The 17,967-nt window shown below is 71.8% G+C and carries 21 protein-coding genes; 6 read left to right on the top strand and 15 right to left on the bottom strand.

Annotated features, from left to right (window positions below):
• Positions 1-45 precede the first annotated feature (45 nt).
• Positions 46-513 (top strand): NUDIX domain-containing protein, encoded by a 468-nt coding sequence (locus tag AB0F52_RS32310; protein WP_360179297.1) that lies wholly within the window; start codon positions 46-48, stop codon positions 511-513.
• Here AB0F52_RS32310 and AB0F52_RS32305 read toward each other — a convergent pair.
• The 4 genes from AB0F52_RS32305 to AB0F52_RS32290 form a co-directional block, all read right to left on the bottom strand.
• On the bottom strand, positions 503-1,150 hold the full coding sequence (locus tag AB0F52_RS32305; RefSeq protein ID WP_360179295.1) for an HAD family hydrolase: 648 nt from the start codon (positions 1,148-1,150) through the stop codon (positions 503-505). The two genes, AB0F52_RS32310 and AB0F52_RS32305, sit on opposite strands and share 11 nt — an antisense overlap.
• Positions 1,151-1,178: 28 nt before the next feature.
• Positions 1,179-1,697, bottom strand: a complete 519-nt coding sequence (locus tag AB0F52_RS32300; protein WP_360179293.1) for an O-acetyl-ADP-ribose deacetylase — start codon at positions 1,695-1,697, stop codon at positions 1,179-1,181.
• A 25-nt stretch (positions 1,698-1,722) separates the two neighbouring features.
• Positions 1,723-2,514, bottom strand: a complete 792-nt coding sequence (locus AB0F52_RS32295) for an alpha/beta hydrolase (RefSeq protein ID WP_360179291.1) — start codon at positions 2,512-2,514, stop codon at positions 1,723-1,725.
• Between the two features lie 84 nt (positions 2,515-2,598).
• Positions 2,599-3,717 (bottom strand): metallophosphoesterase, encoded by a 1,119-nt coding sequence (locus tag AB0F52_RS32290; protein ID WP_360179289.1) that lies wholly within the window; start codon positions 3,715-3,717, stop codon positions 2,599-2,601.
• Positions 3,718-3,794: 77 nt separating this feature from the next.
• Here AB0F52_RS32290 and AB0F52_RS32285 point away from each other — a divergent pair, with 77 nt between their 5' ends.
• Entirely contained in the window at positions 3,795-4,061 is a 267-nt protein-coding gene (locus tag AB0F52_RS32285; RefSeq protein WP_360179409.1) for a DUF6412 domain-containing protein, read from the top strand.
• 77 nt (positions 4,062-4,138) lie between these two features.
• Positions 4,139-4,783 carry a membrane protein insertase YidC gene (gene yidC / locus AB0F52_RS32280; RefSeq protein ID WP_360179287.1) on the top strand — a complete coding sequence of 215 codons (645 nt, stop codon included), beginning with the start codon at positions 4,139-4,141 and terminating at the stop codon, positions 4,781-4,783.
• Here yidC and AB0F52_RS32275 read toward each other — a convergent pair.
• On the bottom strand, positions 4,766-5,179 hold the full coding sequence (locus tag AB0F52_RS32275) for a DUF1992 domain-containing protein (RefSeq protein WP_360179285.1): 414 nt from the start codon (positions 5,177-5,179) through the stop codon (positions 4,766-4,768). The genes yidC and AB0F52_RS32275 overlap by 18 nt on opposite strands.
• 62 nt (positions 5,180-5,241) lie before the next feature.
• On the opposite strand from AB0F52_RS32275, the gene AB0F52_RS32270 reads away from it, so the two are divergent.
• On the top strand, positions 5,242-6,012 hold the full coding sequence (locus AB0F52_RS32270) for a TetR/AcrR family transcriptional regulator C-terminal domain-containing protein (protein ID WP_360179283.1): 771 nt from the start codon (positions 5,242-5,244) through the stop codon (positions 6,010-6,012).
• Here AB0F52_RS32270 and AB0F52_RS32265 read toward each other — a convergent pair.
• The 3 genes from AB0F52_RS32265 to AB0F52_RS32255 form a co-directional block, all read right to left on the bottom strand.
• Positions 6,009-6,266, bottom strand: coding sequence for a hypothetical protein (locus AB0F52_RS32265; protein WP_360179281.1), 258 nt, complete (start codon positions 6,264-6,266; stop codon positions 6,009-6,011). The two genes, AB0F52_RS32270 and AB0F52_RS32265, sit on opposite strands and share 4 nt — an antisense overlap.
• Positions 6,267-6,271: 5 nt before the next feature.
• Positions 6,272-7,450 carry a lytic murein transglycosylase gene (locus tag AB0F52_RS32260; RefSeq protein WP_360179279.1) on the bottom strand — a complete coding sequence of 393 codons (1,179 nt, stop codon included), beginning with the start codon at positions 7,448-7,450 and terminating at the stop codon, positions 6,272-6,274.
• 195 nt (positions 7,451-7,645) lie between these two features.
• Positions 7,646-8,560, bottom strand: a complete 915-nt coding sequence (locus AB0F52_RS32255; protein WP_360179277.1) for a LysR family transcriptional regulator — start codon at positions 8,558-8,560, stop codon at positions 7,646-7,648.
• A 103-nt stretch (positions 8,561-8,663) separates the two neighbouring features.
• Between AB0F52_RS32255 and AB0F52_RS32250 the strand changes: the two genes are divergently transcribed.
• Together AB0F52_RS32250 and AB0F52_RS32245 are read left to right on the top strand one after the other, a co-directional pair.
• A complete protein-coding gene (locus tag AB0F52_RS32250; protein ID WP_360179275.1) occupies positions 8,664-9,359 on the top strand; it encodes an SDR family oxidoreductase in 696 nt (231 codons plus the stop codon).
• A gap of 88 nt (positions 9,360-9,447) precedes the next feature.
• On the top strand, positions 9,448-10,143 hold the full coding sequence (locus tag AB0F52_RS32245) for a hypothetical protein (protein ID WP_360179273.1): 696 nt from the start codon (positions 9,448-9,450) through the stop codon (positions 10,141-10,143).
• 2 nt (positions 10,144-10,145) lie between these two features.
• Here AB0F52_RS32245 and AB0F52_RS32240 read toward each other — a convergent pair whose 3' ends face one another.
• The 7 genes from AB0F52_RS32240 to AB0F52_RS32210 form a co-directional block, all read right to left on the bottom strand.
• A complete protein-coding gene (locus AB0F52_RS32240) occupies positions 10,146-10,586 on the bottom strand; it encodes a GNAT family N-acetyltransferase (RefSeq protein ID WP_360179271.1) in 441 nt (146 codons plus the stop codon).
• 849 nt (positions 10,587-11,435) lie between these two features.
• Positions 11,436-12,665, bottom strand: a complete 1,230-nt coding sequence (locus AB0F52_RS32235) for a DUF222 domain-containing protein (protein WP_360179269.1) — start codon at positions 12,663-12,665, stop codon at positions 11,436-11,438.
• A gap of 169 nt (positions 12,666-12,834) precedes the next feature.
• Positions 12,835-14,322 (bottom strand): alpha/beta hydrolase, encoded by a 1,488-nt coding sequence (locus tag AB0F52_RS32230; protein WP_360179267.1) that lies wholly within the window; start codon positions 14,320-14,322, stop codon positions 12,835-12,837.
• An 83-nt stretch (positions 14,323-14,405) separates the two neighbouring features.
• The gene (locus AB0F52_RS32225; RefSeq protein ID WP_360179265.1) at positions 14,406-15,800 is read right to left on the bottom strand and encodes an MDR family MFS transporter; all 1,395 of its coding nucleotides are present in this window, start codon (positions 15,798-15,800) and stop codon (positions 14,406-14,408) included.
• A gap of 88 nt (positions 15,801-15,888) precedes the next feature.
• The gene (locus AB0F52_RS32220; protein WP_360179263.1) at positions 15,889-16,218 is read right to left on the bottom strand and encodes a hypothetical protein; all 330 of its coding nucleotides are present in this window, start codon (positions 16,216-16,218) and stop codon (positions 15,889-15,891) included.
• Between the two features lie 232 nt (positions 16,219-16,450).
• The gene (locus tag AB0F52_RS32215; RefSeq protein ID WP_360179261.1) at positions 16,451-17,347 is read right to left on the bottom strand and encodes a hypothetical protein; all 897 of its coding nucleotides are present in this window, start codon (positions 17,345-17,347) and stop codon (positions 16,451-16,453) included.
• Positions 17,348-17,444: 97 nt separating this feature from the next.
• On the bottom strand, positions 17,445-17,912 hold the full coding sequence (locus tag AB0F52_RS32210) for a GNAT family N-acetyltransferase (RefSeq protein WP_360179259.1): 468 nt from the start codon (positions 17,910-17,912) through the stop codon (positions 17,445-17,447).
• Positions 17,913-17,967 lie beyond the last annotated feature (55 nt).

Below are 17,967 nucleotides of genomic sequence, written 5' to 3'. Positions count from 1 at the left end.
CACCCTCGCGGAAAAATCTTGGAAGAGTTCCGGGAGACTGTCTCCATGGCGGGCAAACAGAGTGCCGGGCTCCTGCTCTACCGCGGCCGCGGCGAAGACCTCGAAGTGCTGCTCGGGCACATGGGCGGGCCGTTCTGGGCGAAGAAGGACGCGGCCGCGTGGTCGCTGCCCAAGGGCGAGCTCGACCCGGACGAGTCCCCCGAGAAGGCGGCCCGGCGGGAGTTCGAGGAGGAACTGGGGCTGCCCGCGCCCGACGGCGAGTACGTCGAGCTGGGCGTGGTGAAGCAGTCGGGCGGCAAGGTCGTCACGGCGTGGGCGGTCGAAGCCGACCTCGATCCGGCCGCGGTGGTGCCCGGGACGTTCGCGATGGAGTGGCCGCCGCGCTCGGGCCGTCAGCAGGAGTTCCCCGAGGTGGACCGGGTGGCCTGGTTCTCGCTGCGGGACGCCCGGGAGAAGCTGGTGAAGGGCCAGCTGCCCTTCCTCGACCGGCTGCTGGCGCTGGTCAGCGGCTGAGCAGCGCCTCGAGCGGCTTGGCGGTGAACGATGGCAGCACGACGTCCGCCTGCCCGAAGTCGAGGTTCCGGGTGATCGCGTTCGGCACGGCGACGCAGGTCAGCCCGGCGGCCTTGGCGGAGGTGACACCGTGCGGGGTGTCCTCGAAGGCGATCGCCTCCCCGGCGGCGGTTCCGAGTGCGTCGAGGGCCGCGAGGTAGAGGTCGGGATCGGGCTTGGCTTTGTGCAGGTCCCCGGTGAGGACGGCGTCGAAGTAGCGATCGATGCCGAGCCGTTCGAGGTGCGGGTTCACCCACGCCCCGGACGAACTGGAGGCGACGGCCAGCTTGATGCCGTTCACGCGCGCGGTTTCGAGGTAGTCGAGCACGCCTTCGCGCGGGCCGAGGTCCTCGAGCAGCCGGAGGACGTGCGCCCGGGTCCGCGGCCGCAGCGCTTCCGGGTCGATCCCGGGCGCGTGCTCGGCGAGCAGGGCGAACATGGCGGGTGTGGTGCGCTGGGTGCCGATGACGGCGTACCAGGCATCCAGCGGCAGTTCGGTGCCGTGTTCCCGGAAGACGGCCTGCCAGGACTGCAGGACGGCGGATTCGGTGTCGGCGAGCGTGCCGTCGAAGTCGAAGACCAGGGCGCGAGTGGGCACGCCTGCACCCTGCCCGCTCGGTGATCGTTCAGGCAAGGGAGTTGTGACGAGCCCGAAAGGCCGCCATGGCCGCTTCGCCGCGCAGGGCGAAGACGACCTCAGTGATGGGGCCGGGTTCGGCGGCGGAGACGGTGGTGAGCGCGATTTCCGCGGCCGACTCGAGGGGCCAGCGGTAGATGCCGGTGGAGATGGCGGGGAACGCGACGGTCCGGGCGCCGAGGGCGCGCGCCACCCGCAGGGCGTTGCGGTGGCAGTCGGCGAGGAGCCCGGAGCGGTCTTCGGCGGCCGACCACACCGGGCCGACGGTGTGCACGACCCACTTCGCGGGCAGGTTGCCGGCGGTGGTGGCGACGGCCTGCCCGGTCTTGAGGCCCTTGCCGTAGTGCCCGGCCCGCAGCTCCCGGCACGCGGCCAGGATTTCGGGGCCGCCCTTGCGGTGGATGGCGCCGTCGACCCCGCCACCGCCGAGCAGCGAGGAGTTGGCGGCGTTGACGACGACGTCGACCTCGAGGGTGGTGATGTCGGCGTCGAGGATCCGGATTCGCATGGGTTCGATCCTGCCGGACGATCTCCTAAGCCAGGAAGAACTCCGTCAGCACCGGGGCCAGCGCCGGCGCCTTCACGATGTGCGTCTGGTCCGGCAGGGTCCGGTACTCCGCCGACGGCAGCACCTTCGCCAGCGACGCCACGCCGTTGCGCATCCAGTCCGGGCTGCGGCCTCCGTCGATCGCCAGTGCCGGGACCGTCACCTCCGGCCAGGCCGCCGGGAGGGGCTCGCCCGCCTGGTGGCCGATCACCAGCGCCGTGTCGTACGGGATCGTGTGGGCGACTCTCTTGAGCTTCGCCCAGAACGGCATGATCCGCATTATCGCCACCGTCGCGCCGCTCAGGCCGACGCCTTCGGTCATGAACATCTTGACCGCCTTGCCGCGCTTGCCTTCTCGCAGCGCCTGGTCGAGCCGGGTCACGTAGTCGGCCGGGACGCGGGGGCGGGTGGCGTCGACGATGAACGGTGGCTCGTACACCGCCAGCTTCGGGACCGGGAGGCTGCGCGCCGCTTCGAGGGCCAGGGCGGCGCCGGAGGAAATGCCGAACAGGAACGCCTCGCCGCCCGCCTCTTTGACGAGCGTCGCGACGTCCTCGACCTCGCGTTCGACCGCGTACGGCCCGGTGTCGCCGCTTTCGCCCCGGCCGCGGCGGTCGTAGGTGTACACGGTGAAGTGCGCGGCCAGTTCCTTCGCCAGCGCGTCGTTGGGGGACGAGCCGCGGTAGCACATCGCGCCGTCCACGAGGACGAGCGCGGGGCCGGACCCGGCGCGGGTGTAGGCGAGCTTCGTGCCGTCGGCAGAGGTGGTCGTCGTCATGCGGACAGCGTGACTCCGACGCTTCAATCTGTCAAGACAAAAAAAGTTGTCGGTGGGCTCCGGAGACCGCCGAAGGGGGAGGCGTCAGGCCGAACGCAGGGTCAGGAGCGTGATCTCGCTGGGCGCGAAGATCCGGAACGGCGGGCCCCAGAAGCCCGTGCCGCGGCTGTTGTACAGCTGCGTCCCGCCGTGCCGGCTCAGGCCGGACAGCGTCGGCTGGTCGAACCGCACCAGGAGGTGGAACGGCCAGATCTGCCCGCCGTGCGTGTGGCCGGAGATCTGCAGGTCGACCCCGGCCTCGCGGGCCTGCCGGACCTGCTTCGGCTGGTGCGCCAGGAGCACCACCGGGACGTCGGCGGGCCGGTCGGCCAGCGCCGCGGCCAGGTCGGGACCGTGGCCGGGCAGCCCGGACGCCGTGCCGGTCGGGTCGTCGATGCCGGCGAAGAGGATCCGGTCGCCGCCGCGCTCGAGCAGGGTCGCGCGGTTGTGCAGGGTGTCCCAGCCGAGCCCGGCCATGTGGTCGAGCCACGCCTGGGCCTCGCCGAAGTACTCGTGGTTGCCGGTGATGTAGAACCGCCCGAGCCCGGCTTCGACGCCGCCGAGCGGGTCGACCTGCTTGCGGCGCTTGGCCACCGCGCCGTCGGCGAGGTCGCCGGCGTGGCAGACGACGTCCGCCTCGAGCGCGTTGACCGCCGCGACGACCTCCTCCGACCACTTCGTCCGGTCGATCGGCCCGAAGTGGGTGTCGGTCAGCACCGCGACGCGCAGGCCGTCGAGCCCCGGCCCGAGCCGCGGGATGGCGACGTCGACCGCCTTCACCGGCGGCACGCGCATGGCGACGCGGTGGCCGTGCACGAGCAGCCCGGCGGCGATCAGCGCGGTCGCGCCCGCGACGATCCGCGACCGCGCCGGGTCGTCGACGCCCAGCAGCGCGACCCGCAGCACGAGGCTCAGGATCGACCAGCTGAACAGCACCCAGATCACCGCGAGCAGCGTGTCGCCGAGGCGGGCGGCGCCGTCGCGCTGGCGGCGCCCGTGGCCGCGGACCATGGCGACCGGCATCGCCACCAGGCCCAGCACGAACACCGCCGTCCCGGCGATCGTGCCCGCGGTACCCCAGTCCGGCGCCAGCACCAGCGTCCACCACGGGACGGTGAACAGCAGAAGCAGCGCCAGGACCGGCACGACCAATCGGCCTCTCATCGAACCAGGTTACAGCCCATCGGGCTGTTAGCGTTTTCGCTACTCTGGAGGGGGAAGGAAGGGGGGACGCCGTGCACATGTTGCTCGAGCTGGCGTTCCCCGCGTTGGCCAGCCCGACCGCGCTGGTCGCCTTCGCCTCCCTCGCGGCCGCGAGCCTCTTGGTCGTCCTGCTGGTCGGCAGCACGCACCGCGCCGAGCTCGCGCTGTGGTCGGCGCCGGTGCGCAGCCGCGTCACGGCGTTGCGCCGCCGGGCCCGGCGTGCCGAGTCGATCCGGCTCCGCGACCCGAGCCGGCCGGGCCGAAGCCGCCCACGAGCACCCGGTTTCCGCAGCACGGCTGCGTAGGAACCACCTCAGCGCAGCCATTCCGCTCACCCTCACCCCGTCCACTCATGCCTTCTTGCTCAAGCGGAGTGCTGCCCATGTTCGGCTTTCTCGACGTGCCCGTCGAAGGCGCGTACCACCTGATCCACCTGCTCACCGGCCCCCTCTCGACGGCGCTGGCGATCGTCGTGTTCACCCTCGGCGTGCGGCTGCTGCTGCACCCGCTCGCCCGGTCGGCCGCCCGCGGCGAACGAGCGCGAACCACCCTGCTGCCGGAGATCCAGGCCCTGCGGGAAAAGCACGGCCGCGACCGGGAAAAGCTGGCCGCGGAGATGACGAAGCTGCAGCAGGAGTCCGGGACGTCCCTGTTCGTCGGCTGCCTGCCGATGCTGCTGCAGCTGCCGTTCTTCACGGTCATGTACCGGCTGTTCACCACGGCCACGATCGGCGGCGAACCCAACTCGCTGCTCGGCGCGACCCTGCTCGGCACACCGCTGGGCGCGCACGGCCTGGCCGGCAGCCCGCTCGTGTTCGTGATCGCGGCCGGGCTCGCCGTGGTCGCTTGGTTCTCGGTGCGCCGTCAGCCGGCCACCGTCGACGCCCCGGGCGGGAAGCTGCTGCGGCTGCTGCCCTACGGCACCGTGCTCGCCGCGCTCGTCGTGCCGCAGGCCGCCGGGATCTACCTGCTCACCACCACGGCGTGGAGCGCGGCGGAACGGGCGTTGCTACGACGCGGCTCGTGAGCGCCGCCAGTCCTCGACCGCCTCTTCGACGTCCACCAGCGCCACCGTGAGCGGGGGGCCGGAGAGGTGGTTGAGGTATGCCTGGCGGATCCGGTCGTTGAGGTCCTCGACGAGCTCCCGCACCCGCCGTTCGGTGCGCTCGACGGCGAGCTTCCCCGGCAGGTCCTGGACTTCGCGCTTGAGCGCGAGCGACGGCGGCAGCAGCACCGTCGTGTCGTGGCCGCCCTTCCGGACTTCGCGGAGCACCCAGTCGGTCACGGCGTCGTTGCCGGTGGGCTTGGGCAGCGGCCGGCCGGTGCCGGGCAGGTCGTCGAACTCGCCGCGCTCGCGCGCTTCGGCGATCTGCCGGTCGACCCACCAGCGGAAGGACACCTTCGGTGGTTTGCGCCTGCTCATCTCCTCGCACCCCCTCCGTCCACTCTCCAGGGTAATGTCCGGATGACGAGCGAGGGGACCGCATGACCGTCGAACGCAGTGGCGCCGAGGACGTCGACCGGACGCTCGCGCTGCTCTGGCGCACCCGTGGCGGCGGTGCCGAACCGACCAGGGGCCGCCGCCCGACGCTGACGATCGAGCGGATCGTCGCCGCCGCGATCGCGGTCGCGGACGCCGACGGGCTCGCCGCCGCGTCGATGCACCGCGTCGCCAAGGAGCTCGGCGCCGGGACGATGACGCTCTACACCTACGTGCCCGGCAAGGCGGAGCTGGTGGACCTGATGGTCGACGACGTGCTCGTCGGGCGGCGGCTGCCCGGGCCGGGCGAGCCGCGCCGCGGGGACTGGCGCGAGCAGGTGGCGCTCTACGCCGACCGGACCCGGCAGGTCTACCACGACCACCCGTGGCTGTGCGAGGTCTCGCGCGTCCGGCCGCCGCTGGGCCCCGGCCAACTGGCGGGCCAGGAGTACCTGCTGTCGATCATGGACGCGCTCGGGCTGCCGCCGCGGCAGGCCGTCGCGGCGGCCAACGGGATCGGCACGTACGTCGACGCGAACGCCGCGCTCGACGCGGAGAACACCCGGCTGGAGCGCAGCACCGGCCAGTCGACCGAGGCGTGGTGGCACCAGCGGTCATCGTTCTGGGAGAACTACTTCATCGTCGACGCGCACCCCGCGATGAACCGCATCTGGCTCGGCGGGGGCTTCGACCAGAGCGCCAAGGCGCAGGGCGACACAGCGTACGAGTTCGGCCTGAACCGGATGCTCGACGGCATCCAGGCCCTGGTGGACTAGCGCCGGCTGCGCCACCGCAGCCGGCGTCGCTCCTGCTGGGGCACCGAAGCCGGTTGCGCTGTCCCGGCTCGCAGGACGTCCCGGCAGACCGGGTCGAACCGGCCGGGTTCTTCGATCATCGGCGCCGCCAGCACGACGTGCCCGCACACCGCCCGGAACCGCCCCTCGTGCCGGCCCGCCGCGAACTCCTCTTCGGTGACGGCATGGGTGTAGCCGTCGGTGTCGCAGCGGATGTGCACCAGGAACGGCTCCATCGGGTTCACCCGGCCGAACTGGTCGAGGTGGTCGAAGTGGGGGCGTCCGTCGAGTCGGCCGGGGTGGCGGCGGCCGTCGACGACGGCGGCGGGGTGGTGGTGCTGGTGGTCGCCGGCGGCGGCGTGGTCGGGTCCGTCGAGGGCAGCGTGACCGGGTCCGAAGACGTCGGCGTGGTCGGCGCCGGGGACGTCGGCGTGGTCGGGGTGGCCGGATCCGGCGAGGTCGGCGTCGTCGGCGTGGTGGCCGGCGGGGTCTCCGTCAGCGGGGTGTCGACCGGCGGCGCGGGCGGCGCCGGGACGCCGACCGGGAACCCGGCCGCGGCGGCGTCCGGCGCGTTCGGCACGCCGATCGGCACCTGGCTGTCGGGCAGTTGGGCCACCCCACCGCGGTAGGCCGCGGCCCAGGCCAGCACGGTGTCCACATAGGACTGCGAGTTGTTGTAGCGGCGCACGGCGATCCGCTGGCCCGCGTCGGTGGAGAGGTCGAGGCCGCCCGAGCACAGGTAGCGCGCGGTGGCCAGCGCCTCGTCGTAGATGTTGTTCGGGTTCGACACGCCGTCGCCGTTGCCGTCGGAGGCGTAGCCGCGCCACGTCGACGGGATGAACTGCGTCGGACCGACCGCGCGGTCCCACACGGTGTCGCCGTCGTACTTGCCGCCGTCGGTGTCCGCGATCGCGGCGAACGCGCCCGCGCCGTTGAGCACCGGGCCGAGGATCGGCTCCAGCGTGTCGCCGTTGGCGTTGACGTACCCGCCGCGGGCGTGGTTGGACTCGATCCGGCCGATGCTGGCGATCAGCGCCCAGTCGAGGTGGCAGTTCGGCTGTTCCTTGGCGAGGATGTCCGCGGCGTTCTTGTACGCCTTGAGCATGCTCCCCGGGATGCCGAGCGATCCGGAGATGCCGGCGGAGCCGGCCCGCCCACCGGGCACCACCAGCGGTTCGGGCAGCGGCGGCTGGGGCAGGCTGCCGTCGACCGCGATCGGCGGCATGACGATGTTCGGCTGCTGCTGCGGCGGAGCGGCGACGGCCTGGTCGGGCAGCCTGTCCCCGGCGTTGGCCACCACGACGGGCGCGGGCAGGCCGGTGGTCAGCGTCGGCAGCACGACGAGCGCCCCACCCGCGAGCGCGGCAGCGGCCCGGCGGACCGAACGCGCGCTCGTTCGACGTGGCCGGTGCTTGGGCATGGTCGTCCCCGCTTCCCTCGATCTGTCGCTGATCGCCTCACCCGATCGGCCTCACCCACCGGTACTGACCGGTAGGAGCAAGCTATCCGATGGAACCAAACTTTGGCGAATGCCACAGCCAAATCGGCCCCGGATGGAGAAGTTCGTCTGGATGGCACAAAACCTTCGTAGGAAATCTGTCAGATTCACCAGGACTTAACGGGGCGCTGCGGACAGTTTGTCCGACAGGACACCCGGCACGGTGAGCCCGCGGTGCGTCACGTCCGCGGTAAAACGCCGGACGAGCGGATCCGACGGCGTCGCGGTGAACGTGACGACGTCCCGGTGCAGCGGGGGCTTCAGCCGCCGCAGTGCTCCCGGGAAGTTCCGGGTCAGTGCGGTGGTCGGGACCAGTGCCACCCCGAGCCCCGCCGCGGCGAGCTGAGCCGCCGTCGCCGCCTGTTTCGTCCGCATCACCGCGTCCAGCACCGTCCCGCTCCGCGCCGCCTCCTGGTCGAGCCAGCCTCCGAGACCATTGTCCCGGTGGTAGTGCACCACCGGAATGCCCGCGAGGGCGGTCATCGGGACGCCCGCCCGGGCAGCGAGCGGGTGGTCCGCGGCCAGCGCCACGACGATCTCCTCGCGCCCCACCACCTCGGCGGACCCGGTCCAGCGGCTCGGCCGCGGTCCGACCGCGATGTCCGCTTCGCCCGTTTCCAGTGCTTCGGCCAGCGCGTCCGCGCTCGTGGTCTCGGTCAGCGTGACCAGCACTTCCGGCCGGTGGCGGTGCCAGGCGCGCAGGACGGGGGCGAGCAGTCCGGCGGTCATGCTTTCCGCGCACGCGACACGCAGGGTGCCTTCGCCGCCGGCGGCCACCGCGCGGCCGGTCCGGACCACCCGTTCGGCGGCGGCCAGCGCCGCCCGCGCGTCCGCGAGCACCGCCCGCCCGGCGGCGGTGGGGCGGACCCCGCGGGGCAGCCGCTCCAGCACCGGCGTCCCCAGTTCCCGTTCGAGCGCGCCGATCTGGTGGGACAGTGCGGGCTGCGACAGGTGCAGCCGGGCGGCCGCCTCGGTGATCGAGCCCGCGTCCAGGACCGCGACCAGGCACTCGAGCGCGCGCAGCGTAGGCATTCGCGAATTCTATCGCAGTTATCGAAAACCTTCGGAGGGCGACGGGATTGTTCCGGGGGCGCCCGGCGCTGAACGCCGTGTGCGAGACGAAAGGAGCACGGAAATGTCGTTCGAGGGAAAGCGGCTGGTCATCGTGGGCGGCGGCTCGGGGATCGCCCGGCGGATCGCGGTGGACGCGGGCGCGGCCGGCGCGGAAGTGATCTGGGCCGGCCGCCAGCCAGCGGCGCTGGTGGAGCCGGGTGTCCGGGCCGCGTCCGCGGATCTCGGCGAGGAATCGTCGTTGAAAGCGCTTGCCGAAGAAGTAGGCGAAGTGGACTTCGTGGTCTCGCTCGCCGCGGCGCCGGCGAACGGCCCGGTCACGACGCTGGAGCGGGCTGCCGTCGCGCGGGCCTTCGACGCCAAAGTGGTCGGTCCCCTGATGCTCGCCAAGCACTTCGCGCCGCGATTCCGCGAAGGCGGGGCCATGGTGTTGTTCTCCGGCGTCGCCGCCTGGCGCCCGGCGCCGGAGAGGACGGTCATGGCGACCACGAACGGCGCGGTCGCGTTCCTCGCCGAAGCGCTCGCCGTGGCTCTCGCGCCGGTCCGGGTCAACGCGATTTCCCCGGGCATCGTCGACTCGGGTGCGTGGGACCGGCTCGGCGAGGCGAAGGCGGAGTTCTTCCGCCGGACCGCGGACGCGAATCCGGCCCGCCGGGTGGGCCGGCCCGCGGACGTTTCGGCCGCCACGCTGCACCTCTTGGCGAACCCGTTCGTCACGGGTTCGGTGCTGCATGTGGACGGTGGCGGCCGGCTCGGGTGAGCGAGCCTTTACACGGACTTGAAGCGTTCCTATGATCGGCCGTCCGGACGCGTTGCCGCCCGTTCGGACGGCCCAGGTGGAGGGTTTGATGGCACGTAGGGCTCCGCGCCGAGAGGTGGTCACCGTCGCCGAGCTGCTGGTCCGGTCCGACGCACCCCTTGATCGTTACCGCGACGAGGACACCGTGGTGCTGCCGCGGGTGGCGCGTCACCGGGAGCAGCCGCAGGTCTTGCGTTCGCTGACGCGGGTGCGGATGTTGTCCGTGGTCGCGGGGGCGCTGGCGCTGACGGGCGGGGTCAGCGCGGCGGTGTCGATGCCGTCCTCGCGCGACCTGGGTGCGGCCTGGCCGCCGGTCGGCTTGGAACCCCCGGCGGTGGCGCTGGTCCCGCTGCCGGCGGACGTCGTCGTGCCGCCGGCCAAACACGCGCCGCCGCCCGCGGCTCCGGTGGCTCCGGAATCCGTAACGCCACCGCCCACACCGGCCGGAATTTCCCCGGCAGACGTCGATCCTGAATCGAATTCCGTCAGCCCGGCGGGCCACCGCGGAACTTTGGCCCGGGCGGTGAAGATCGTCGACAAGGTCAAGGCGCCGGTGAAGGCGAAACCGAACCCGCCGGAGCAGGCGGCGCCGGTGCGCCACGAGACCCCGGACATCCCGCTCTGGTCGCGAGGCCGCCCGGGAACCCCGGACTGGCCGTCGATGTGGGCCGGCCGCCGCCCGGCCGGCTTCTCCTTCGGCGAGCACCACCAGGGATGCGGCGGCGGGGGCCGTCACCGCCGCTGAGGTCAGGTGCCGAGCGGAATCTGGTACTGCATGAAGCCCTTGTCGAGCGCGACCTGGTCATAGAGCCGCCGGGCGGTCGTGTTCGACGTTTGGGTGTGCCAGTAGAGGCGAGCGCACCCCCGCGCTCGCGCCCATCCGGCAGCGGCCTCGATGAGGGCGCGCCCGGCCCCGCGTCCGCGGGCGCGGACATCGGTGAAGAGATCCTGCAGGTAGCAGACGTCGGCGGAGGTGGTGCTGGCGTGCGTGAGGAAGTGGACGATGCCGACGAGTTCGCCGTCGGCCCACGCGCCGAGGGCGTGCATCCGTTCCCCGCGGGCGAACTCGCGCCACGCCCGGTCCACGAGTTCCGGCGCGAGGGTCCTGCCGTAGAACGTGTGGTAGCCGGCGAACAGGTTTTCCCAGGCAGCGCGGTCATTTTCGGTCAGGCCCCCGATGGTGATCATGGTCCGAGGCTAACGCGCGGCGGACACGCACCGGACACAACTCACGAGTAAGGTGACGAACCCGAATCAAATTCATAGAATCTCGGAGCCCGGGTCGGCAAAAGCAGCGGAGGTTCTCGATGGCGCGCACGGCGCACCGTGCCAGTGGCAGACGCGTCTCGGTGGGGGAGCTGATGCTGCGGCCGGATGTCCGCGGCCGCCGCCGCCCCGAAGATCTCGAAGTACTGGAGCTGGCCTACCGAATGCGCCGCCGAACCGGCCCCGAGGCGGCGGTGCAGGCCCCGTCTCCGAGGGCCCGAGCGCTGGCAGCGGTGACCGCTCTTTTGCGGCGCAGGCCGAGGTAGCCGCGGCGGGTTTCGCTGCTGTTGGTGGACTTTCGGCTGGTCACGTGAGTGGGCTTCGACGATGGTTGGCTGGAGGGACTCCGGTAGGTCGCTGGTTTCCCGGCGGAGTGTGCTGGGGCTGGTGACGGCTGCGCCGACGGGTGCGGGCCTGGCCTGGCCTGGCCTTGGTTGCCGGATGGACGGTCGGTCGGCTGGGTGCAGGTGTGCGCCCTTCAGGTGCGGGCTGGGCGGCGGGTCCGTTGGCGGAACTTGCTGGGCATGGACCTTTTCGCGGTCGGCGTGAGGCGTGCACGCTTCGCCTGCGAAGTGCGCGATGGAGCCGCTGCCAGAGGCGGAACTGTGGGGCGCGGACCTTTCGCGGTGGGTACGGGGCGTGCACATCCTTCGTTCGCGGGGTGTGCGGTGGAACCGCTGGCGGTGCCTTTGGGCGCGGACCCTCTTCGCGGTGGGCGTGGGTGTGGGCCCGTAGCCGGGTGGCTGCGGGCCTTTCCCGTGTCCGGTTGGCTCAGGCTGCGCATGGGAGTGGTTCGTGGATGTTGTTGCGTCTGGGTTTTCGGCGCCGGTCGATGAATACCGGTGGGAGGAATTCGGGGAGGCCGTCGGGGGCGATGTGGACTTCCCAGTCGGAGCGGTGCAGGAGTCGGTGGTGGTGGGCGCACATCAGGACGAGGTTGGTGAGGTCGGTGGGTCCGCCGTCGGCCCAGTGGCGGATGTGGTGGCCCTGGCAATGCCGTGGCGGCCGATGGCAGCCGGGGAAGGCGCAACCTCGGTCGCGCAGGTACAGGGCCCGGCGCAGCCCAGCGGAGATCAGGCGGCGGAGGCGACCGAGGTTGAGGGGTTCGCTCTTGTCGCCGAGGACGGCGGGGATGAGCATGCTGTCGCAGGCAAGCACGCGGGCTTCGGCGGCGGACATCGAACCGCTGTCGCCGAGGGTGGCCGTACCCACGCCGGTCTTGAGGTCGGCTAGCGATACCGCGACCATGACGTGGGCTCGTTCTCCGGCTTGCATGGGTAGGTCTGGGGAGTTGAGGGCGAGGTCGACCGCGTCGGAGAAGGCATCGCCGTAACGCTGAGGCAGGGTGCGGTGGTCGGGGCCGTCGTCGCTGGTGCGGCGTTCGGCGAGCGTATCGAGTAGGGCGCTGGTGCGGGTGCCGGTCTCGTCGTCGAACCTGCCGTTCAACTCCCAGACCCCGGTTCGCTTGCGCCGCAAGAACAGTTCCCGGGTCGGGTTGGCGGGTTCGGTGTCGTCAGGTTCGGCGCCGTCAGGGTTCAGGTGAGCGAGGATGCGAGCGCCGAGGGCCGCGACCTGTCTGTGTCCGGCATCGGCGGCGAAAGTCAGAAGGTCGACTTCGACGCTCGTCTGATGCTCGGGCGGGACTTGGGTGAGCACTTCGGTGATCACATCGATCATCGGGGTGCTCATCCGCCCCGCCAGCGCGGCAACACCCGTCGCGGGCGCGAGCGCAGGAATCGGGCTGCCGTCGAGATTCCGGCCCGGATTGAGAGCCCGAGCGCGTTTCATCATCCGTTCACCAGCCTGCTTGGGAACATCGCCGAGATGCTCCAACAGCCGAGCGACGGAGCGGTAGCCGAACAGCTCCATCACCCCACGCTGTTCGATTTCCACCAGCAGGGCACCAAGTTCGGCTTCGGCGGAGCGCATGCACGCGAGCAGCTCACCGATGCGGTCGGCGATGGCCACCGCGTCGGAGGAGAGAGTCGCGTTGTCGGACATAGCTCAAGATTACCGAGCATCGAACATGAGTTCATCACACGAAAGGGTGTAAGGGTGGGCCCATGTCCGGGCCCTGGAACAGCGGAAAGTCCGGCAGGGAAACCGAAGCGTGGGGAATCGGCGCCACGAGGAGCGCCGATTCCCCACGCCACGGCGAAGCCGCAGAGTCTCAGAAGCCGATCGTCGATGGCCGTTGGGCGACCAGAGCCGTTGCCGTTGGCTCGACCGCGGCGCAGTGGGTTCCCGGCGCCGGCAGCTTTCCGGTGATCAGGTAGTCGTCGGTCGCCTTCGTCACGCACGTGCTGTTCTTGGAGTACGCGCCGTGGCCCCAGCCGTCGTAGGTCAGCAGCGTGTTGCCCGTCTGGCGGGCCACCGCCTGCGACCACGCGTACGGTGTCGCCGGGTCGTACCGGCTGCTCAGCACCAGCAACGGGGGTGCGCCGTGCACCTGCAGCGGGTGCTGCGGGTTGCTGGTGCGGTTCGGCCAGCCGATGCAGCCGGTGACCGCCCGCCAGCCGAGGGAGTTGACCTTGATGTCCGGGGCGAACGCCTCGGCCACCCGGCGGTAGGTCTCCAGCTCCGCGAAGTTGTGCACGGGCATGCGCCAGTCGTCGCAGAACACGCTCTGGAAGACGTAGTTGATCGGGATGTCGTCGCGCAGCCGGGCCGATGCGGCCGGTGCGGTGCCGTCCGCCAGCGCCTTGAGCACCGTCGCGAGCCTGTCCCAGCTCGGGGTGTAGAAGTTGCCCTGGAAGACCGACGCGAGGTCCAGCGGCTCGAGCACCTCTCCGGTCTGCGGGTCCTTGAGCTCCCCGCGCGCGGCCTTGTCCTGCAGGTCGCGGGTGAGCTTGGAGACGTCGCGGCCGTGCAGCGCACAGCTCGGCGTCCGGTCGCACCAGGCGGCGAACTCGCCGAACTCCGCCTGCACCGAGCGCGTTTCGCTGAGCAGGAATTCGGCCGCGGTGAACTGCGAGTGGTCCATGTTGCTGTCCAGCACGAGCGCGCGGACCTTGTCCGGGAACAGCTCCGCGTACTGCTGGCCCATCAGCGTGCCGTAGGAAACGCCGTAATAAGTCAGTTTCGGCTCACCGAGCGCGACGCGGATGGCGTCCATGTCCCGCGCGACGCTCTTCGTGTCGCCGAACTGCCCCAGCGGGCCGGAGATGCGGTTGCAGCTCTCGCCGAGCTTCCGGTTGTACTCCGCGAGCTGGTCGAACTCGGCCTGGTTGTGCGGCACGCGCGGGTGGTCGGCGATCAGTTCCTCGAGCCCGCACGAGATCCGGGTGCTGGCGCCGACGCCGCGCGGGTCGAACCCCACGGTGTCGAAGCGCCGGGTGATCTCGGGCGAGAGCGACCAGCCGTACTTGACCTCCTCGGTGCCCGATCCGCCGGGGCCGCCCGGGTCCATCAGGACCGAGCCGATCCGGGCCTGGGGGTCGGTGGCTTTGCGCCGGGCGAGCGCGACGGACGTGGTGCCGCGGTCCGGGTGTGCCCAGTCCACCGGCACGGTCACCGTGCCGCAGTCGACGCCGGGCGCGTCGGCGCACGGCTGCCAGTCGACGGATTCCGCGGCCGAAGCGGGCGTTGCCGCCAGCAGGCTCCCCAACACCGCCGTCACCGCTGCGGCCGTCACCAGCCGCTTGCCTACCCCCGCCATCGCGCGCCCTCCCCCTCACCGACAGTGCTCGACCCACTCCAGCAAATCACCGATCCGGTGATCCCGCCAGCTTCCCAGGTGAATCACGCCTTTGCGTCTACTGTGGACGATCGCTCGGCCCGCCGGAGCCAGGCGGTGGCCAGCGCGCCGAGCACGCACAGCGCCGCCAGCACGCCGAAGGCCCAGCCGAACCCGGTCGCCGGGCCGGCGCTCAGGCCTCCGGACAGCACGATCACGCACAGCGCGCCGCCGAGTGCGCCGCCCACGCGCAGCACGATGTTGACCAGCGCGGTGGCGTGGCCGAGCTCGGCGGCGGCGACCGACGCGTACGCCGCCGTCGACGCGGGGAGGATGGAAAGCCCGAGCCCGGCGCCGCGGACCACGAGCAGGGCCTGGATGAGCCACGTCGGCGTCTCCGGGCCGAGCCAGGGCATCGGCACCGTGCTCGCCAGCACCACCAGTGACCCGGTGAGCGCGACGGTCCCGCCGCCGTAGCGGTCGGTCAGCCGCCCGGCCACGACCACGGACACCGTCGTGGCCAGGCCCATCGGCGCGAGCAGGACGCCCGACTCGGCGGTCCCGGCGCCGAGCCGGAGCTGGAACCACAGCGGCAGCAGCAGGACGGCGCTGAACATCCCGGCGCCGCCGAGCAGCACGGACGCGAGCGCGGAGCCCAGCACCGGCCGCGCGGCGAGCCGCAGCCGCAGCACCGGGTGGGTGGTGCGCAGCGACCACCAGGTGAACACGCTCATGGCGGCGGCGCCGATGGCCGCGAGAGCGATGTCGAGCGAGCTGGGGGTCGCGAGTTCGGTGAGCGCGTAGACCAGCAGCGGCAGGCCGAGCGACACCAGGGCGAGGCCGCGCCAGTCCATCGGCGGTGGCTGCTGCCGGTCGCCGCGCGGCACGTACCGCAGCGCCAGGCCGAACGCGAGCAGCCCGATCGGGAGGTTCAGCCAGAACAGCACCGGCCACGAGAAGTGCGCGAGCAGGAAGCCGCCGACGCTCGGCCCGACGACCGGTGCGAGCCCGACCACGAGCGCCAGCGTGCCCATGGTCCGGCCCAGCCGTTCCGGGCCGACGGCCAGCCCGATCACGGTCTGCCCGGCGGTGACCATGACGCCGGCGGCCATGCCCTGCACGGCCCGGAGGGCGATCAGCGTGCCCGCGTCCGGGGCGAGGGCGCACGCCACCGACGTGAGCAGGAACGCGGCCAGCGCGCCGAGCCACAGCCGTCCGGCGCCGAACTTGTGCCCGAGCCACGGCGTGAGCGGGAGCGCGGCCGAAAGGCCCAGCAGGTACGCCGTCGCGACCCACTGGATCTCGACGAGCGCGACGCCGAGGCTGTCCCGCATCGATTCGAGCCCGACCGCGACGATCGAGGCGTCCATGTTGCCCAGGAAGCCGCCGAGGGCCATCACGCCGGACGCGATCCAGACGGTGCGCGGGATCGGCGGCGGGGCGGTGCGGAGAGCGGTCATGGTGCCGACGGTAAAAGCTCCAGGAAGGTTGAAGTCAACCTTGCCCGGCGGCCGGGCCGGCGGATCGGGCGCGGCGATCCCGCTCGTGTCACTGGGCTGATCGGCGGAAAACCACGCTCCGGCTGCCCGCGCCGAGTCCCCGGTAGTGCTCGAGGGCGGACACGGACTCGGTGACCTGCTCGAAGCTGGGCAGGGCGCGCACGTTCGCCACCAGTGTCATGTCCTTGCGCGGGATCTCGACGAAGCACACCTCGACGCCGGCGTGCTCGGCGTGGGTGGCCACCTCGGCCTGCCAGCTCGGCAAATCGAGCTCGTCCCCGAGCCATTCGTGCAGGTAGACACACCACTTGCCGCGCAGCAGCTCACCCGCGATGGCTTCCAGGCCGACCACGTACGGCTCGGTCACGCGCTCGGCCATGACCGTTCCCCGCAACACCAAGGCACCGCTTCCCTCCTGCACCCGGCGGCGACCCCTGCCGCCGGAAAGCGCTCTCTCGGTGGTGGCCTCCCCGCTCCGCCGAGCAGCGCGAACCCCGGTGGCCGATGACCGAACACCGGGGGTCCGCCAACTTACCGGTGGATTTGGTTCCCAGCAACCGTTTCCCGGAGATCACGGAAAGCGCGTGCACAATCGGCGTGCGGATGCACGGTCATTTCAGCCGGGTGCGCAGCAGGTTGGGTGAGCCGCCGAAGTACGCGCTGTCGGCCACGTACAGCGTGTCACCGCGGACGGCCACCGACGTCGGGTTGGCCAAGCCATCCGAAATGGACAAAATGGTCCGGACCCCGTCGTGGCCGATGGTGATGACCCGGTTCTCCTGGTTGACGGCCGCGACGACGTCCTCGCCGTGGAAGGCGAAGTCGTCGACCGGCCCGAGACCCGAGGCGACGACCCGGCCGGGCGCTCCGCTGAGCGGGAATCGGACCAGCGTGCCGCGATCCAGGTTGGACACCCAGAGCGCGCCGTCGTGGACTTTCACGCCGTTCGCGCCGAAGCCGCCGAGTGGGGCGAGCAGTTCGCCGCTGGCCCAGTCGGTGACCCGGCCGGTGTGCGGGGAGACGCGCCGGACGACCGAGCCGAACGAGTCGGCGACGAAGATGTCACCGCTGGCGGGGTCGCGCGCGACGCCGTTCTGGAACCCGGCCGGCGGCAGGGCGGCCACCTGCACCGGCGCGGCCCCGGGGCGCACGCGGTAGAGGCCGGTGGCCGCCGTGCCGGTCGAAACGGCCACGTACAGGTCGCCGCCGGGGGCGCGGACGATGCCGCCGAGGAACAGTTTCCGGTGCACCACCGGGACATCGCCGTCGGCGGGGACCGGGATGCGGGCGATGACGCCGATCCGGCCGCCGGGCGTGACCCGGCCGATTTCGCCGGTGTAGGCGAAAGTGAGGTCGGCGGAGCCGTCGGGCTCCAAGGCGATGTTCTCGGGCTGCTGCCCGGCGGAGAGGTCGAGCGGGATGATCCTGGACGCCGCTTGGGCGGGTGCGGCCGGAACGGCGAGGACGGCGGCCGCGGCCAGCGCGACGCCGATCTGCTTAGTGCGCAAGGGAACTCCGGTTCGTGGAGGGACGGTCCTTCGACCGTAGGCCCGGAGCCCACCCGGTCGCCAATAGCTCAGCCTGGGCCGGTCATCGGAAAACCGATCACAGATCGCGGGCGAAGCAGCGCGAGAGCGCTTCGCCACGGTACGGCCCGTACGCCTCGATCGGTTCGTAGCCTTCGCGCTGGTAGAACCGGATCGCGTCCGGCTGACCGGTGCCGGTCTCCAGCAGCAGCCGGGTGATCCCCAGGCCTCGCGCGTGGTCTTCGAGGGCGCGCAGCAAGGCGGCCGCGACGCCGGTGCCGCGGGCCGCCGGCTCGACGTACATGCGCTTGACCTCGCCCGACCCGGGGCCGAGCAGCCGCAGTCCGCCGCAGCCCACAGCGGTGCCGCCGGCGTCCCGCGCGAGCAGGAACACGGCGACGGTTTCGGCGGTGGGGACCGCGCCGGGCTCGTGGTCGTCGGTGCCGTAGCGGGCGTCGAGTTCGGTCCGCTGGGCTTCGCGCAGGCGGACGGCGTCGGGATCGCCCCAGGTCACCGGGGTGATCGTCAGCGTGCGGTGGATCGTCAAGGCGCACTCCCTTCCCGTAACAGACGTTACCGTAGCACCTGTTACGCTTCCGGGT

This window comes from Amycolatopsis sp. NPDC024027, assembly GCF_040638975.1.
Lineage (GTDB): Bacteria > Actinomycetota > Actinomycetes > Mycobacteriales > Pseudonocardiaceae > Amycolatopsis.
This window is presented reverse-complemented; position numbering and strand designations above follow the sequence as displayed.

Bases quoted from the DNA above. Each gene is read 5' to 3' on its own strand.
- AB0F52_RS32310 (WP_360179297.1), top strand. From the start codon at position 46: ATGGCGGGCAAACAGAGTGCCGGGCTCCTGCTCTACCGCGGCCGCGGC.
- AB0F52_RS32300 (WP_360179293.1), bottom strand. From the start codon at position 1,697: ATGCGAATCCGGATCCTCGACGCCGACATCACCACCCTCGAGGTCGAC.
- AB0F52_RS32295 (WP_360179291.1), bottom strand. From the start codon at position 2,514: ATGACGACGACCACCTCTGCCGACGGCACGAAGCTCGCCTACACCCGC.
- AB0F52_RS32290 (WP_360179289.1), bottom strand. From the start codon at position 3,717: ATGAGAGGCCGATTGGTCGTGCCGGTCCTGGCGCTGCTTCTGCTGTTC.
- AB0F52_RS32285 (WP_360179409.1), top strand. From the start codon at position 3,795: ATGTTGCTCGAGCTGGCGTTCCCCGCGTTGGCCAGCCCGACCGCGCTG.
- yidC (WP_360179287.1), top strand. From the start codon at position 4,139: ATGTTCGGCTTTCTCGACGTGCCCGTCGAAGGCGCGTACCACCTGATC.
- AB0F52_RS32275 (WP_360179285.1), bottom strand. From the start codon at position 5,179: ATGAGCAGGCGCAAACCACCGAAGGTGTCCTTCCGCTGGTGGGTCGAC.
- AB0F52_RS32270 (WP_360179283.1), top strand. From the start codon at position 5,242: ATGACCGTCGAACGCAGTGGCGCCGAGGACGTCGACCGGACGCTCGCG.
- AB0F52_RS32265 (WP_360179281.1), bottom strand. From the start codon at position 6,266: ATGGAGCCGTTCCTGGTGCACATCCGCTGCGACACCGACGGCTACACC.
- AB0F52_RS32260 (WP_360179279.1), bottom strand. From the start codon at position 7,450: ATGCCCAAGCACCGGCCACGTCGAACGAGCGCGCGTTCGGTCCGCCGG.
- AB0F52_RS32255 (WP_360179277.1), bottom strand. From the start codon at position 8,560: ATGCCTACGCTGCGCGCGCTCGAGTGCCTGGTCGCGGTCCTGGACGCG.
- AB0F52_RS32250 (WP_360179275.1), top strand. From the start codon at position 8,664: ATGTCGTTCGAGGGAAAGCGGCTGGTCATCGTGGGCGGCGGCTCGGGG.
- AB0F52_RS32245 (WP_360179273.1), top strand. From the start codon at position 9,448: ATGGCACGTAGGGCTCCGCGCCGAGAGGTGGTCACCGTCGCCGAGCTG.
- AB0F52_RS32240 (WP_360179271.1), bottom strand. From the start codon at position 10,586: ATGATCACCATCGGGGGCCTGACCGAAAATGACCGCGCTGCCTGGGAA.
- AB0F52_RS32235 (WP_360179269.1), bottom strand. From the start codon at position 12,665: ATGTCCGACAACGCGACTCTCTCCTCCGACGCGGTGGCCATCGCCGAC.
- AB0F52_RS32230 (WP_360179267.1), bottom strand. From the start codon at position 14,322: ATGGCGGGGGTAGGCAAGCGGCTGGTGACGGCCGCAGCGGTGACGGCG.
- AB0F52_RS32225 (WP_360179265.1), bottom strand. From the start codon at position 15,800: ATGACCGCTCTCCGCACCGCCCCGCCGCCGATCCCGCGCACCGTCTGG.
- AB0F52_RS32220 (WP_360179263.1), bottom strand. From the start codon at position 16,218: ATGGCCGAGCGCGTGACCGAGCCGTACGTGGTCGGCCTGGAAGCCATC.